This is a genomic window from Pseudomonas sp. (assembly GCF_049645325.1).
Lineage (GTDB): Bacteria > Pseudomonadota > Gammaproteobacteria > Pseudomonadales > Pseudomonadaceae > Aquipseudomonas.
Window position 1 is genome coordinate 1 of record NZ_JBARTQ010000304.1, and the last position, 15782, is coordinate 15782.

Annotated in this window: 13 protein-coding genes; 6 read left to right on the forward strand and 7 right to left on the reverse strand. The window is 63.2% G+C overall.

Annotated elements, in window-relative coordinates; genetic code table 11:
* Nucleotides 1–408: 408 nt before the first annotated feature.
* The 3 genes from WBB95_RS13755 to WBB95_RS13765 form a co-directional block, all read right to left on the reverse strand.
* Nucleotides 409–2520, reverse strand: coding sequence for a TonB-dependent receptor family protein (locus tag WBB95_RS13755; protein ID WP_424488070.1), 2112 nt, complete (start codon nucleotides 2518–2520; stop codon nucleotides 409–411).
* Nucleotides 2521–2666: 146 nt separating this feature from the next.
* A complete protein-coding gene (locus WBB95_RS13760) occupies nucleotides 2667–2945 on the reverse strand; it encodes a hypothetical protein (protein WP_424488071.1) in 279 nt (92 codons plus the stop codon).
* Nucleotides 2946–3075: 130 nt separating this feature from the next.
* Nucleotides 3076–3789 carry a hypothetical protein gene (locus tag WBB95_RS13765; RefSeq protein ID WP_424488072.1) on the reverse strand — a complete coding sequence of 238 codons (714 nt, stop codon included), beginning with the start codon at nucleotides 3787–3789 and terminating at the stop codon, nucleotides 3076–3078.
* A 360-nt stretch (nucleotides 3790–4149) separates the two neighbouring features.
* On the opposite strand from WBB95_RS13765, the gene WBB95_RS13770 reads away from it, so the two are divergent.
* From WBB95_RS13770 to WBB95_RS13780, 3 genes are read left to right on the forward strand one after another with little or no spacing between them, the layout of a single operon-like run.
* The gene (locus tag WBB95_RS13770; RefSeq protein WP_424488073.1) at nucleotides 4150–4602 is read left to right on the forward strand and encodes a (2Fe-2S)-binding protein; all 453 of its coding nucleotides are present in this window, start codon (nucleotides 4150–4152) and stop codon (nucleotides 4600–4602) included.
* The gene (locus tag WBB95_RS13775; RefSeq protein ID WP_424488074.1) at nucleotides 4602–6839 is read left to right on the forward strand and encodes a molybdopterin cofactor-binding domain-containing protein; all 2238 of its coding nucleotides are present in this window, start codon (nucleotides 4602–4604) and stop codon (nucleotides 6837–6839) included. Before WBB95_RS13770 ends, WBB95_RS13775 begins: the two co-directional genes overlap by 1 nt.
* A gap of 16 nt (nucleotides 6840–6855) precedes the next feature.
* On the forward strand, nucleotides 6856–8202 hold the full coding sequence (locus tag WBB95_RS13780) for a c-type cytochrome (protein WP_424488075.1): 1347 nt from the start codon (nucleotides 6856–6858) through the stop codon (nucleotides 8200–8202).
* A gap of 95 nt (nucleotides 8203–8297) precedes the next feature.
* On the opposite strand, the gene WBB95_RS13785 is transcribed toward WBB95_RS13780, so the two are convergent.
* Genes WBB95_RS13785 through WBB95_RS13800 form a run of 4 tightly spaced genes read right to left on the reverse strand, consistent with a single transcriptional unit; the run spans nucleotide 8298 to nucleotide 12566 of the window.
* Nucleotides 8298–9533 carry a phosphopentomutase gene (locus WBB95_RS13785; protein WP_424488076.1) on the reverse strand — a complete coding sequence of 412 codons (1236 nt, stop codon included), beginning with the start codon at nucleotides 9531–9533 and terminating at the stop codon, nucleotides 8298–8300.
* On the reverse strand, nucleotides 9530–10837 hold the full coding sequence (gene deoA, locus WBB95_RS13790) for a thymidine phosphorylase (protein WP_424488077.1): 1308 nt from the start codon (nucleotides 10835–10837) through the stop codon (nucleotides 9530–9532). The genes WBB95_RS13785 and deoA overlap by 4 nt, the downstream gene beginning before the upstream one ends.
* Nucleotides 10838–10847: 10 nt before the next feature.
* A complete protein-coding gene (locus tag WBB95_RS13795) occupies nucleotides 10848–12113 on the reverse strand; it encodes a NupC/NupG family nucleoside CNT transporter (RefSeq protein ID WP_424488078.1) in 1266 nt (421 codons plus the stop codon).
* A 54-nt stretch (nucleotides 12114–12167) separates the two neighbouring features.
* Nucleotides 12168–12566, reverse strand: coding sequence for a cytidine deaminase (locus tag WBB95_RS13800; protein ID WP_424488079.1), 399 nt, complete (start codon nucleotides 12564–12566; stop codon nucleotides 12168–12170).
* 235 nt (nucleotides 12567–12801) lie between these two features.
* Between WBB95_RS13800 and WBB95_RS13805 the strand changes: the two genes are divergently transcribed.
* From WBB95_RS13805 to WBB95_RS13815, 3 genes are read left to right on the forward strand one after another with little or no spacing between them, the layout of a single operon-like run.
* Nucleotides 12802–13749: an ornithine cyclodeaminase family protein gene (locus WBB95_RS13805; protein ID WP_424488080.1), complete on the forward strand. Its 948-nt coding sequence runs from the start codon at nucleotides 12802–12804 to the stop codon at nucleotides 13747–13749.
* Nucleotides 13750–13769: 20 nt separating this feature from the next.
* Entirely contained in the window at nucleotides 13770–14903 is a 1134-nt protein-coding gene (locus tag WBB95_RS13810) for an NAD(P)/FAD-dependent oxidoreductase (protein ID WP_424488081.1), read from the forward strand.
* Nucleotides 14903–15529, forward strand: a complete 627-nt coding sequence (locus WBB95_RS13815; protein ID WP_424488082.1) for a helix-turn-helix transcriptional regulator — start codon at nucleotides 14903–14905, stop codon at nucleotides 15527–15529. Before WBB95_RS13810 ends, WBB95_RS13815 begins: the two co-directional genes overlap by 1 nt.
* Nucleotides 15530–15782: the final 253 nt, after the last annotated feature.

A 15782-nucleotide genomic window follows, 5' to 3' on the forward strand; every position in this document is an offset into this window, starting at 1 on the left:
GGTTCCGCTCTTACAGCGGCTCACTTTTGGTGGAGCGCAAAAGTAAGCAAAACGCTCTTGCCCCTCCACTCGGTGCCTCGCCTAGGCTCGGCATGCCCGCACTCCGGCTTGAATCCGTGGGCCGCCGTGACGGGCCATCCATGGCCCAACACGGCTAACCCGGCGTCCTGCCGGGTTGCCCACGGATTCAAGCCGGAGTGCGGGCATGCCGAGCCTAGGCGAGGCACCGAGTGGAGGGGCAAGAGCGTTTTGCTTACTTTTGCGCTCTATCAAAAGTGAGCCGCCGTAAGGGCAGAACCCATAGAGGCCATGAACCCAATAATGGATATACACACACCCAGACCGCCACCGCAGGCAAGCCAGCCCCCACAAATCACCATCGCGCCCGTCCAAAAAATAGCGACCCGCCTAACGCCAACGCCAAGACACCCCGGTATAAACCCCCCGCCCATCCCCCGGCGTCGAACGAGCAACGTCCAGCCCCTTGTCGTCATACCCCGGCGTCACCGTATTGGCATACCGGCGATTAGCAAGATTGCGCACATCCACCCAAGCCTGCCAATCCTGTTTCGGCGCGTCATAACCAAAGGTCGCCCCCACCGTGGTATAGCCCGCAGCGTAATAGGAATTGGCATAATCCACCGCCACCCGTGACGAATACTCAGTATTAAAACTGGTGTAAAACCCCGTCGGATGGCTATAGCGCAACTGCGCCTGGTAATAGTGCTTGGGAATCCCCGGCAACGCGTTATCGCCAAACCGATCATCGTCGCGGTAATGAAAGTCGCTGTACGTGTAAGCCTGGCGCAGCGCCAACTGACCACTGCCGCCGCCATCCCACAGCGGGCTGAGCAGACTCAACTCCAGCCCCTGATGCACCGTGGGGCTGGCATTGGCTTCGGCCACAACCGCGTTACTGGTCAAGGTCTGGGCCTGGGTTTCGACCGTGAGCAATTCATGGCGCACTTCGGAGCGGTACAGCGCCACGTCCCACTGGCCGATCACATCCTCGCCACGGCCGCCGATTTCCAAGGTGGTCGCGGTTTGATTGCGCAGGTTCACACCTTCACGGGCCAACCCTTTCGCAGGACCGCTCGCAAAATAGGTGTTGGAACCCCAAATCATCGACCACGCATGCGGTGGCTCGACCGAGCGACTGAGGTTGCCGTACACCTGCAATTGCGGGGTGAAGTCATACCGCAGGCCGACGCGCGGCGCGTAGTCCCAATCATGCTGGCTCGTAGGCGAATGAGTTTCTGGGTAGGTGACTTCGGTCTCACGGCGGGTATAAATCGCGGCCAGGCCCGTGGTCAACCACAGGTCCGGGACCAGCTCCAGGTCGTTGCCGACATGCAGCACGGTGTCGGCGCCCAAATAGCTGTAGTCACGGGTCTTCGTGCCGGGTGCATAGGTAGCGGTATTGCCCGCAGGCGTGCGTACATATTCAGACGCACCGTTGTTCGGCATCGCCTGTGTCGTACGCAAGCCAAGCGTGGTTTTACTGTCGTGACCGAACAACCAGTCCTGACGGATGTAGTTCAAGGTGCCGCTGATGTCGGTGTAGGCGACTTTCAAGCGATTGGTGCCTTCGCGCAGGTCCATCGGGTAGTCGTGATAGGTCAGCCCGGCTTCGACACGGGAATTGTCATCCAGCTGCAAGGTGGTCTTGTTGGCGATCCAGGTCGAACCGGGCTGCAGGCGTTTGGAATCGCGCAGGGCATTCAGGCTGTTGGCCGCGCGTGGGTCGTGGCTGATCTGGTAACGGGTGAGTTTGCCGGGGGTGTCGTTGGTGGTTTCGCGGTAGCGGAAGTAGAAGCGCGTCTCCAGGTCCGGGTTGAAGCGGTAGCCGAAGTTGGCGGCGACGCCCTTGCCCGTGCCGGCGCTCTGGTGCTGGTAACCGTCGGAGTCCGAATCGGTGAGGCTGATGTAGTAGTCGGCATCCCCCAGCACCTGGCCGGAGCTGATCTCGCGCTGGGCATAGCCGCGGCTGCCCGCCTCATAACGCACCTGCAACGGGGGCGCGTCGTAGCCGGTGTGGGTGACATAGTTAACCGAGCCGCCCAAGGCCAGCGCGCCCTGGTCAAAGCCGTTGGCGCCGCGCAGCACTTCGACGCGGCTTTGCCACAGTGGGTCTTTGAGCTCGTAAGGCGTGCCGCCCGGGCCGGTGAGCGGCAAACCGTCGAACATTTCATAGAGCCCGGACGCATGGGAACCCGGGCTGCGGTTCAGGCCCGAACCGCGAATCGACAGCTTCACCCCTTCGTTGTTCGCCGCCTTGGCGTACACCCCGGCCTGGTACTTGAACACGTCTTCGTTGGTGCTGACCCGCCCCTGTTGCACGCTGTTCATGTCGATAAAGTTGGTGCCGCCGGGCACGCGCTTGAGCTGCGCCTGAGCCACGTCTGCCGCGCTGGCTTCGCTGCTGGTGACTTCAACCGGGGCCAATTGCAGTGCTTCGGCGTGTACCACAGAGCTGAGAGTCAGGGCGGCAAAAACGAGCGGAGGTTGGCGCAACAGCATGGATAAATCCTTGGAATTCAGGGGCGTGACGGGGCGGGCCCATCACACGAACAGTGATGGGAAGGCGGGCACACCCGCCAGGTCACTCCTGACTAGCGGCGCGAATGCGATCCAGGCATTCAGGCCCTCTCATGGCAGTACACGAGCTAACCCGCTGGAAAACCCTTGAGTTCAAGCGCCTGCATGAACTCATCCGCCTCCGAACCCAGCGGGAACCTGAAGCCATACATTTCGTCGCACGCCAGAATATTGCCCAAAGCCACGCGCAACCGTGGCTCGGTGGGCGCATCACGCAGCAGTTTGTGTGCGGGCAATAACAACTCGGCGGGAGCACCACGGGCGCTTGCCACGTCAATCACGGCAAACAGGATAAATCGCAGGCGGACCTCACATTCTGTGGGCCAAACCGTTTTTTGCTTACCCAAGGCACGCACTCATCATTAAGAAAAGTCCGAGGCTATTGCCGACTCGGGGGTGTTTCAACAGACGGGACACAAGATAGGCCGTTTCCTACATATGACTCAGATAAACCTCACCTGCCGAGCGGTGCACGCCTCACTGCACCGGTAAGAAGTTCATCAGCAGCAAGCTTTGCGCGTAGTTGAGGCCGATGCGCCGGTAGCGTTCATCGAGCATCTGGCTGAGCAGGTCGAGGCGCGCAACGATCTTGCCGAACTCAACGGCAAAACTGAGGTTGCTGCCCTCCTCCGAAATCTCATTGGAAAACAGCAGCAACACGCCATTGGCGTCCTGGCGCTGGCCCAGCAGCCAAGTGGCTTTTTCGATATTGCGCGCAGCGTTGCTGACAAATTGCGGGTTGATCGAGTCGGTCACGTAAAACTGCGTGCGTCCGCCGTGAGCCGTTACCAGCATGCTGCCGATCGCATAGATAAACGCACCGACCCGGTCGCCGCGAAACTCCGGGCTCAGCGAATAGCTCAAGGCCACAAGATCGCGCCGTTCCCCCAGCGCCGGCAGCGGCTGGCGATTCTCGATAGCCCGGCGGATTTCCCGTGCAGCGGTGACAGCATCCGGATACCCCGATTGGCGCCATTGGTTGGGGTTGCGCAGGTACAGCTTGCTCATCAGCAGATAAAGGCTTTGCAGGTTGTCGCGCATGCCCAGGGTGGCCATGCGGTCGACGCTGGTCTGGAAGAACTCATCAGGCTTGCCGTTGCTGAATTGCCGGGCAATATCACGCCCCTGTTGCTGGCTGCAACCGCTCGCGCAGAGCGCCAGCACAGCCGCCAGCAGCAGCGGCAATCGCATGAGAAACACACTTGAAGTTCGAGCCATCGGCACCCGGTCTGGTTCGTTGCCCACGCGCTGAATGCGCGTGGTCGTGACACAGATAGAGCCAAAGAATGAAAAAAAGTGCGACAGCCGGTGCAGATCGGCCAACGCCTACAGGCCGACGCGCACATCACGTATAGGTGCAATCCTGTCGAATACTTGCCTATTCCTCCGACCTGTCGGCAAATGCATAGATAGCCTGCTCATGGTGGTCTAGAGTTTAACGATGTGCGCCAGTTGCAATGACCCAGGCCCACCACTGGCTTCAAATGCCGGGTTTCACGCCTTTATAAAAATAGAAACACGCTGCACCAACCGATGATCAGCAGGTGAGCCATGGAATTACGAATCAACCAAAAGACCTATCAGGTCGATGCCGACGCCGACACCCCTTTGCTGTGGGTCATCCGCGACGACTTGGGCATGACCGGCACGAAGTACGGCTGCGGCCTGGCCCAGTGCGGCTCCTGCTCGGTGCTGGTGGACGGTAACGTGGTGCGCTCTTGCGTCACGCCGGTGGCGGGCGTGGTCGGGCGTGAAATCACGACCATCGAAGCCATCGAAGCCGATGACGTCGGCAAGCGCGTGGTCGCGGCCTGGGTCGAGCACCAAGTGGCGCAATGCGGTTATTGCCAGTCCGGGCAAGTGATGGCGGCCACTGCGCTGCTCAAGCACACCCCCGCGCCGAATGATGCGCAGATCGAAGCGGCGATGATCAACCTGTGCCGCTGTGGCACTTACAACGCTATCCGGACCGCCGTGCATGACCTGGCGAAGGGGAGCGTGTGATGAACATGCCCAACGAAATCCTCGATGTGGCCTCCGGCGACCCGGTCAACCTCTCGCGCCGGCGCTTTCTGGCCAGCACGGCGGTGGGCGCCCTGGTCATCGGCTTCGGCTTGCCGCTGGGTTCGCCCAGGGCTTACGCCGCCACGGCCGGCGCCGCAGAACGCGGAACCCAGGTGCCGGCGTTTCTGGAAATTCGCCCGGACGGCAGCATTCGTCTGCTGAGCCCCTTCATGGAAGGCGGCCAGGGCACCCACACCGCCATGGCGCAGATTGTCGGTGAGGAGCTGGACGCCGATCCCTCCACCTTCGTGGTCGAGGCCGCGCCACCCGGCGAAGCGTATGTGGTGATGGACAACGGTCTGCGCATCACCGGCGGCAGCATGTCGATCCGCATGAGTTACCCGACCATGCGCCGCCTGGGCGCCTTGGCGCGGGCCATGTTGCTGCAGGCCGGCGCCGAGCAACTCGGTGTGCCGGTGGCTCAACTGACCACCCAACCCGGCCGCGTGGTGCACGCCGCGTCCGGCCGCTCGCTGGGCTACGGTGAGCTGGCCGGTCGCGCCCTCGACATGCCGGTACCCGACCCCGCCACCATTACCCTGCGCGACCCGAGCCAGTTCCGCTGGATCGGCAAGCCGGTCAAGCGCCTGGACGCCTACGACAAATCCACCGGCAAAGCCCAATACAGCATCGACCTGAAAGTCGACGGCATGCTCCACGCCGCGGTCCAGCATGCGCCACGCCTGGGCATGACCGTGGCCAGCCTGCGCAACCAGCCTCAGGTCGAGGCCATGAAAGGCGTGCACTCGGTTCACACCCTGCCCGGCGCCGTGGCGGTAGTCGCCGAACGCTGGTGGCACGCCAAGCGCGCGGTGGAAGCGATTCAGGTTGAATGGCAGGAAGCCGCTGCCGACTCAACCGTGCGGGCAATGCCGGCGGATTTTTCCAGCGACAAGTACCGCGACTTTCTCGCCGCCCAGCAAGGCCCCGCGCGTGACGATGAAAATGAAGGCGACGTGGCCGCCGCGCTGACCAACGCCAAGACCAAGGTCGAAGCCACTTACCACAATCAGTACCTCAACCACGCGCAATTGGAGCCGCCGTCTGCCCTGGCCCGCTTCAACCCCGACGGCTCGCTGGAGGTGTGGCTGCCGAACCAGGCGCCAGACATGTTCCGCGCCGACATGGCCAAGCGCACCGGGCTTTCCATTGAACAAATCACCCTGCACTCGCCATTGCTGGGCGGCTTTTTTGGCCGGCACTTCCTGTATGACTCGGCCAACCCCTATCCGCAGGCGATTGCGCTGGCCAAGGCCGTGGGCCGCCCGATCAAGCTGATCTGGAGCCGCGAGGAAGAGTTCCTGCGCGATGTGCTGCGCCCGGTTGCGGTGGTCAAGTTTCGCGCGGCGCTGGACGACAAAGGCCTGCCGGTGGCCATTGAAGCAATCAGTGCCACCGAAGGCCCGAGTGAAGCCATCGCTGGCAAACAGGGCGAAAAACTCGACCCCACGGCCCTCGAAGGGTTGTCGGGCAAGGCCTACGCCATCCCCAACAAACGCATCGCGCAGATTTACGTCAAAGGCCCGGCCATGCTCGGTTACTGGCGGTCGGTGGGCAATTCGCTCAACGACTTCTTCTACGAAGCGTTTCTCGACGAACTGGCCGACAAAGGCGGCCAGGACCCGTATGAACTGCGCTTGCACTTGTTGCGCGACAACAAGCGCCTGACCACCTTGTTGCAAGCAGTGGGCGACTTGTCCGGTGGCTGGAAGCGTGGCCCCTACACCGCCGAAGACGGCAGCCGGCGCGCACGCGGTGTGGCCATGGCCTCGCCGTTCGGTTCGCAGGCGGCAGTCATAGCTGAAGTGTCGATTGAAAACGGCCAAGTCAAGGTGCACCACATCTGGGAGGCCATCGACCCCGGCAGCATCGTCAACCCGGCGATCGTCGAGGCGCAGGTCAATGGCGCGGTGGCCTTGGGGCTCTCGCAAACGCTGGTGGAGGAAGCGGTGTACGTGGACGGCAAGCCACGGGCGCGCAACTACGACCTGTACCCGATCCTGCCGCCCTCGCGCATGGCGCAGGTGCACGTACGGATCGTCGAGAGTGGCGAAAAAATGGGCGGTATCGGTGAGCCACCGTTACCCGCAGTGGCGCCGGCCGTGGCCAATGCGGTAGCGCATCTGACCGGGCAACGCATCCGCAGCCTGCCTTTGAGCCGGTACACCTTCGCCTGACCGACAAGGAACGCCCATGAACAACCGTCGATTCGCAAGAACCGCAGGCTGGCTGGCGCTGCCCTGCCTGGTCGCGGCAGGCCTGCTGGCCTGGTATGTGACCCGTGAACCTGCTTCGCCACTGGAACAGGCCCAGGCCGCCAGTTTTGATCCCGCCCTGGTCAGCCGCGGCGAGTACGTCGCGCGCCTGAGCGATTGCGTGGCCTGCCACAGCCTGCCGGGCAAGGCGCCGTTCGCCGGGGGCCTGGAAATGGCCACGCCGCTGGGCGCGATTCACGCCACCAACATCACGCCCGACAAAAAATCCGGCATTGGCGGCTACTCACTGGCCGACTTTGACCGCGCCGTGCGTCACGGCGTCGCGCCGGGTGGGCGGCGGCTGTACCCGGCCATGCCCTACCCGTCTTACGTGAAGCTCAGCGACGATGACGTGCGCGCCATGTACGCCTTCTTCATGAAAGGCGTGCAACCGGCCGACCAGCCGAATGTCCCCGGCAGCATCCCGTGGCCGCTCAATATGCGTTGGCCTATCGCCCTGTGGAACGGGGTGTTTGCGCCGAGTGAGACCTACGCGGCCAAAACCGCTCAGGACGCACTGTGGAATCGCGGCGCCTATATCGTTCAGGGCCCCGGCCACTGCGGCAGTTGCCACACGCCGCGCGGCTTGGCGTTTAACGAAAAGGCGCTGGACGAGTCCGGCAAGCCGTTCCTCACCGGCGCGCTGCTCGACGGCTGGTACGCACCCAGCCTGCGCCAGGACCCCAACACCGGCCTGGGGCGCTGGAGCGAGCCTGAAATCGTGCAGTTCCTCAAAGTGGGGCGCAACAAACATGCGGTGGTCTACGGTTCGATGACCGAAGCGTTCAACAACTCCACACAGTTCCTGGCCGACGACGACCTGGCCGCCATCGCCCGCTACCTCAAGTCGCTGCCCGGCGACCCGCAACGTGACGGCGCAGCCTGGCAATACCAGGCCGTGGCCGCCGACGTGCGCCCGGACGTGCCCGGCGCCCACACCTACGCGACCCGCTGCGCCTCCTGCCACGGCCTTGATGGCAAGGGCCAGCCCGAGTCAATGCCGCCGCTGGCCGGCGCCACTTCGGCATTGGCGAAGGAAAACGCCTCGGCAATCAACATCACCCTCAACGGCTCACAACGGGTGGTGGCTGCGGGCGTACCGGACGCCTACCGCATGCCGGCGTTCCGCGAGCAGTTGTCCGACCAGGAAATTGCCCAGGTGCTGACCTATGTGCGCAGCACGTGGGGCAACAGCGGTGGCGCGGTTGACGCTGCGGCGGTGAACAAACTGCGCGGGCATACCGACCCGGCCAGCAGCAGCCCGATCATCCTGCATATGCGTTGAAAAAAGAGTGGGTTCGAAAGGCTGCCTGACCGGCAGCCTTTTTTCGCCCGCTGTTTACCCAGCTAGCGTAAACGGGGCCAACCCCTGGGAAGCTCCTAGCGCCTGACCTCGCCCGATAGAAACGAGCGCCCCCACGCCAAGGGCGCCAACCCCAAATGCTCCGCCAGGGTCTGGCCGATATCGGCAAAGCTGCCTCGCTCGCCCAGCCATCCGGCGGCCAACCCTGCGCCATAGGCCAGCACGGGGACGTGCTCGCGGGTGTGGTCGCTGCCGGGCCGAGAAGGATCGCAACCGTGATCGGCGCTGATGATCAGCATTGTCTGCGGGTCCATTCGTGCCAGCAATTCCGGCAGCCGACGGTCGAAGGCCTCCAGCGCGGCGGCGTACCCGGCCAGGTCCCGGCGATGCCCGTAGAGCATGTCGAAGTCGACGAAATTGGCGAACACCAGGCTGTGGTCTGGTGCCGCCTCGCAGGCTTGGAGCGTGGCATCGAACAGGGCATCGTTCCCGTCCGCCTTGAACAAACGGCTGATGCCCCGATGGGCGAAAATATCGCCGATCTTGCCCACCGCATGCACCGTGCCGCCCGCCTCGCACAGGCGATCCAGCAGCGTCGCCGAGGGTGGTGGCACGGTGTAGTCGCGGCGGTTGCCGGTGCGCCGAAACGCCCCCGCGTGCTCCCCGGTGAACGGTCGGGCAATCACCCGTCCAACCGTGTATTCATCGCACAATGTGCGCGCGATTTCACACACACGGTAGAGCGCGTCCAAGCCAAAATGGCTTTCATGGGCTGCAATCTGCAACACGCTGTCGGCGGAGGTGTAGCAAATCGGCTGCCCGCTGCGGATATGCGCTTCACCCAACGTGTCCAGCACAGTGGTGCCCGAGGCATGGCAATTGCCGAGGATGCCCGGCAACCCGGCCTGTTCGATCAGGTCGGCCAGCAACTGCGGCGGGAACGACTCGACCGGTTGCTCGAAATAGCCCCAATCAAACAACACCGGCACACCCATCATTTCCCAATGCCCGGACGGCGTGTCCTTGCCTGACGATTGCTCGCGGGCATGCCCGTAGGCGCCGATGGGCGCGGCATCGCCCCAAACGCCCGGCAACGGCCCATCGCCGCTGGCCGCCGCCGCCGCCCCCAACCCCAGGCGACCCAGGTTCGGCAAGCACAATGGCCCTTTGCGCAACGGCCCATCGGCCTCGCCCCGGGCGCAGGCCTGGGCGATATGGCGCAAGGTATCGGCACCGCTATCGCCAAACAGGGCGGCGTCGGCGCTGGCACCGATCCCCAGGGAATCGAGCACCAAAACGATGGCTTTGCTCATAGGATGTCCTGGATCAAGCTGCGTGCGGCCAGGCGTTCGCCGCCGAGCCGATAGGCGGCGCGCAAGGCTGATGCGCCCTGCTCGGCCTGGGCTTTATTGCGTGCGTGAACCCAGCCCAAGGGCCGTTGCGCGCTCACCTGTTCACCCACCAGCGCGAGCTCGCTGAAGCCCACGGACAGGTCCAGTACGTCGTCGGGGTGGCTGCGACCGCCGCCGAGTGCCACCACCGCCAGGCCCACTGCCCGGGTGTCGATCTCGGTGACGCTGCCGGCTTCCACGGACCACACCGGCATCGACACGCCCGCTTGGGGTAAATAGGCCTCGGGGTTTTGAGTGAAGTCCTGCGGGCCGCCCAAGGCACTGACCATCTGCCCGAAGCGCTGCAGGGCTGCCCCGCTCTGCCAGGCCTGATGCAGTTGATCGCGGGCTTGCGCGTCATCGCGGGCCAGGCCGGCCATGGTCAACACCTCAGTGGCCAGTGCCAAGGTCACCGCCCACAAGCGCTCGCTGCGCACGTCACCCTTGAGCAAGGCCACTGCCTCGGCCACCTCCAGGGCGTTGCCGGCACTGCGCGCCAGCGGCTGGTTCATGTCGGTGATCAGCGCGCGGGTATTGACCCCGGCACCGTTGGCCACCGCAACGATACTCGCCGCCAGCGCCCGCGCCTGTTCAGCCTCGGCCATGAAGGCCCCATTGCCGGTCTTCACGTCCATGATCAGTACATCGAGGCCGGCGGCGAGTTTCTTGCCGAGGATCGACGCAGTGATCAGATCGATCGACTCCACCGAGCCGGTCACATCGCGGATCACATACAAGCGCTTGTCTGCCGGCGCGAGGTTGGCCGTCTGGCCGATGATCGCGCAACCGACTTCAGCCACCACTTCGCGCAGCCGCTGCGGGCTGGGCTGGCAGTCGTAGCCGGGAATGCTGTCGAGCTTGTCCAGGGTGCCGCCGGTATGCCCCAGCCCACGCCCGGAAATCATCGGCACGTAGCAGCCGCAGGCTGCCAGCAAAGGCGCAAGCAGCAGGCTGATCAGGTCGCCGACGCCGCCGGTGGAATGCTTGTCCACCACCGGCCCCGGCAAGTCCCAACTCAGCACCTGGCCGGAATCGCGCATGGCCTCGGTCAAGACCAGGCGTTCAGTCACGTCCATGCCCTTGATGAAGACCGCCATGGCGAACGCCGCTATTTGCCCGTCGCTGAGGCTGGCGTCGGCAATCCCCGCGACAAACCGTTGAATATCGGGGGCCGACAGGGCGTGCCCGTCGCGTTTACGGCGAATCACTTCTTGTGGCAACCACATACCGCACTCCTTACAGCGCAATGAAAAAGCCGACGATGGCCGCACTCATCAGGTTCGAAAGCGTGCCGCCGATCATCGCCCGCAGGCCCAGCCGCGCGAGCTCCTGACGCCGTTGCGGAGCAATCCCCGACAGGCCGCCCAGTTGAATTGCGATCGAAGACAAATTGGCAAAGCCGCACAGCGCAAAGGTGACGATCACCTGAGTGTGCACCGACAGCAACGGCACCCCGGCCTCGGCCGCCTTGGCCGGGGTGAGGTAATTGGACAGGTCGGCATAGGCGACGAACTCGTTGAGCACCAGTTTTTCACCGATGAAGCCGCCGGCCATCACGGCCTCGTGCCACGGCACGCCCAGCAGAAACGCGAGGGGCGCCAGCACATACCCAAGGACCAGTTGCAGGGTCAACTGCGGGTAGCCGAACCAGTTGCCGGCCCACCCCAGCAGCCCGTTGAACAACGCGATCAAGGCAATAAAAGCCAGCAGCATGGCGCCCACGGCCAAGGCCAGGCGCAAGCCGACCTGGGCGCCTTCGGCGGCGGCGTCGATGATATTCGTGGGGCGGTTCTCACTCTGGTCCAACTGCGAGATCACCTGTTCGGTGCTGGCGATTTCGGTTTCCGGCTCCATCAGTTTGGCCATCAGCAAGGCCCCGGGCGCCGACATGAAACACGCGGCGATCAGGTACTTGAGCTCCACGCCCAAGCCTGCATAACCCAGCAGTACGGAACCGGCCACGGCGGCGAAACCACCGACCATCACCGCGAACAACTCGGAGCGTGTCAGCTTGGCAATGAACGGCCGCACCACCAGCGGCACTTCCGACTGACCGATGAAAATGGCCGACGTCACCACCATCGACTCGATGCGACTGGTGCCCAGCAACAGGCGCAGGGCGCCGCCCACCAGCCGGATAATCCAGCCCATCACGCCGATGTAATAGAGCACCGAGATGAAGCTGCCGAAGAACACGATCATCGGCAACACCCGGATGGCAAACACAAACCCACCGTTGCCGAACACCTCGAACATATGCGGGGAACTCAGGCCACCAAACAGAAACTCGATGCCTTTGTTGGCGTAGAGCTGCAGCGACCCCACCGCGCCGGAGAGCGAGGCCAGCACGGTCTGGCCCCAAGGCACATACAGCGCGAAGGCGCCAATCAAGACCTGCAGCAAAAAGGCCACCGAGACCGTGCGCCAATTGATCGAGCGGCGTTGGTGGGATAAAGCAATGGCAATGACAATAAGCGTCGCTATTCCGACAAGACTGATCATGCAGGCGTCTCAACATTAGACGAAGCGGATGCAGACCCGCAGGCCTGCCCAGGATTAGAAAGCGTCGAAGGCGCCCGGCAGCAATTGCTCCAGGGTCCAGGTACGCGTGGCAGCCGGGTCGTTGCCCTGGCAGATCACCACTGCATCCTTGGCCATCAACTCCAGCATCACCTGGCGGCAGGCACCGCAAGGGCTTATCAGCGAAACGTTTGGCGCGTAGACCGCGATGGCCTTGAAACTTCCCGGCGCATGGCCCTGGCTGATGGCGCTGAACAAGGCGCTGCGCTCGGCACAATTGGTCAAGCCATAGGAGATGTTCTCCACATTGCAGCCCAGGACCACCTCGCCGTCGGTGGTCAGCAAGGCCGCCCCGACGGGAAAATGCGAGTACGGCGCATAGGCACGACCAGCCGCCTGCCTTGCCTGTTCCATCAAACGTTGTTCAATCGTCATGCGCAGTGCCACCCCGTCTTGTTGCGAGCACGACCAGGCAGGTCGTGCCGCTATTATTTTGGTATTTAAATAACATTTAGTGTGACTTTTCAATCTTTTTCGCACGACCTTAAAAAAGGTACTGGATGACGTCTTGTTTATACAGCGGACCACACGCAGCCTTTTTCTCGCCTGGATATTGCCCAATAGAACTAAATGTCCATAATGGACAAATTAGTTTATGTCGGAGAGAACCATGTCCAACACACCGTTAGTAATTAACCAGGCCCAGGCCCGTGAACTTCTCGCGCACGTCGATGTGCCCCACATCCTGCACAAACTGTTCCGCGACATGGCCGCCGGGCTTGCCGTACAGCCCGCGCAACAGCTTGTGGAATTCCCGAATGGCGCCGGCGACTTCATCAATTACCTGGGCGTGCTGGCTGAGGATGAGGTGTACGGGGTCAAGACCTCGCCGTATATCGTGCGCGAGCAAGGGCCCTTGGTCACCGCCTGGACGCTGTTGATGTCGATGCGCACCGGCCAGCCACTGCTGCTTTGCGATGCCGCCGAACTGACCACCGAGCGCACCGCCGCTACCACGGCGCTGGCGGTGGATGCACTGGCACCTGCAGCCGCGCGGCGTCTGGTGATTGTCGGCAGCGGCAAGGTCGCGCAGGCGCATTTGCGCTACGTACAAAACCTGCGCGACTGGCAGAGCATCCGCCTGTACTCGCCGAACCTGGGCAGCGCCAGCGCCGACACCCGTGCACACTTAAAGGGCCTGGACCCACGATTGACCCTCGCCGCGACCTGCGATGACGCCCTGGAAGACGCGGATGTGATCCTGCTGTGCACTTCATCGGCCAGCCCGGTGATCGACCCGTCGCGCCTGAGCAAACCGGCGCTGATCACCTCGATCAGCACCAACGCCCCACGTGCCCATGAAGTGCCGCCGCACAGCCTCAACGGCATGCAGGTATTCTGCGACTATCGCCAGACCACCCCAGGCGCGGCCGGCGAAATGCTGATCGCCAGCGAACAGCACGGTTGGGACAAACGCGCGGTGATCGGCGACTTGCCCGAATTGCTCAGCGACATGGTCCAGCGCCCGAGCTACGAGCGCCATGTGTTCTTCCGCTCGATCGGCCTGGGCCTGGAAGACGTGGCCTTGGCCAACGCCCTTTACCAGACCCAGCGCTAACCCTCTTTCAGGAGACGTACATGAGCCATGCAGACTTCATCATCATTGGCGGCGGCATTGCGGGCGCGTCCACCGGTTTCTGGCTGTCGCAACACGGCAAGGTGCTGGTGCTGGAGCGCGAAAACCACCCGGCCTATCACTCCACCGGGCGCTCGGCGGCGCTCTACACCGCCGCCTATGGCACGCCGCAGGTGCGCGCGCTGACCTTGGCCAGCCGTGAGTTTTTCGATAACCCTCCCGCGGGTTTCTGCGAGCACCCGTTGCTGACGCCACGTGGCGAGATGACCGTGGATTTCAGCGGCGACCCGGCAGAGCTGGAAAGCCAGTACCAGAGCGCCAAAGCCACGGTGTCGCAGGTGCAGCGGCTGACGGCCGACGAGGCGTGCGCGCGGCTGCCGATCCTGCGCCGTGAAAAAGTCCACGGCGCAATCTTCGACCCCACCGCCAGCGACATCGACACCGACGCCCTGCACCAAGGCTACTTGCGCGGTATCCGCCGCAACCACAGCGAAGTGCGCACCGACAGCCACGTGCTGGGGCTGAGCCGTGACGCCGACGGCGTGTGGCACGTGCGCACCCAGGACGCAACCTACACCACGCCGATCATCATCAACGCCGCCGGCGCCTGGGCCGATCACATCGGCGGGTTGGCCGGGGCGGCTTCAATCGGCCTGCAACCCAAACGCCGCTCGGCGTTCATCTTCGCCGGGCCCGAGGGCCTGGACACGCACCAGTGGCCGATGCTGGTAGCCCTCGACGAAGCCTTCTACATGAAGCCCGACGCAGGCATGTTCCTTGGCTCGCCTGCCAACGCCGACCCGGTCGAGCCTCAGGATGTGCAGCCGGAAGAACTGGACATTGCCATGGGCATCTACCAGATCGAAGAGGCCACCACCCTGAGCATCCGCCGTCCTACGCGCACCTGGGCGGGGCTGCGCAGTTTTGTCGACGACGGTGACTTGCTGTCGGGTTTCGATCCCAAGGTGCCTGGGCTGTTTTGGGTTGCGGCGCAAGGCGGTTACGGCATCCAGACCTCGCCGGCGATGGGGCAAGCCAGCGCCGCCCTGGTGCGCGGCGCACCGCTGCCGGAGTCACTCACGCGGTTCGGCCTGGACGCTGGTATGCTCTCCCCCGTCCGCCTGGAGCCGCATTGATGAACACCGCCGAGCAAGAAAAGGTCATGCAGAATTTCCGCGCAATCGCCGATGCGATCGCCACGCTGTTCTTCCCCCATGCGGAAGTGGTGCTGCATGACCTGCGCACGCAGAAGGTCGACTACATCGCCAACAACCTGTCGAAACGGGCCATCGGCGATGACTCGGCGCTGGAGGACATGGTCAGCGATGACATCAGCGAAGTGAACATCGGCCCGTATGAAAAGCTCAACTGGGACGGTCAGAAAATTCGCAGCTTGAGCAGCGTGCTGCACGACCATAAAGGCCGGCGGCTCGCCGTGTTGTGCATCAACCTGAATATCTCGCTGTTTGAAAACGCCAAGGCGGCGCTGGACCTGTTCCTCTCGCCGAGCAAGCTGATCCCGCAGCCGGATTCATTGTTCCGCGATGATTGGCAGGAGCGGATCAATACCTTTTTGCATGCCTGGTTGCGTGAGCGTCAGTTGAGCTTGAACCTGCTGACCCGCGACCATAAGCGTGAACTGGTGCTGGCGTTGCATGCCGAAGGCGCGTTCAAAGGCAAGAGCGCCTCGAACTATGTGGCCAATGTGCTGGGCATGGGGCGGGCTACGGTTTACAAGCATTTGAAGGAATTGAAGGGCTGAGTTGGGGTGCTTGCGATGGCGTCCTTGTGCTTGACGCTGAACCGGGGGCATATCCGTTGTTTTGGTTATGGCGGGTATGGGTTCCGCTCTTACAGCGGGTCACTTTTGATAGAGCGCAAAAGTAACCAAAACGCTCTTGCCCCTCCACTCGGCACCTCGCTTAGGCTCGGTGTGCCCTCACTCCGGCTTGAATCCGTGGGCCGCCGTGACGGGCCATCCATGGCCCAACACGGCTAACCCGGCGTCCTGCCGG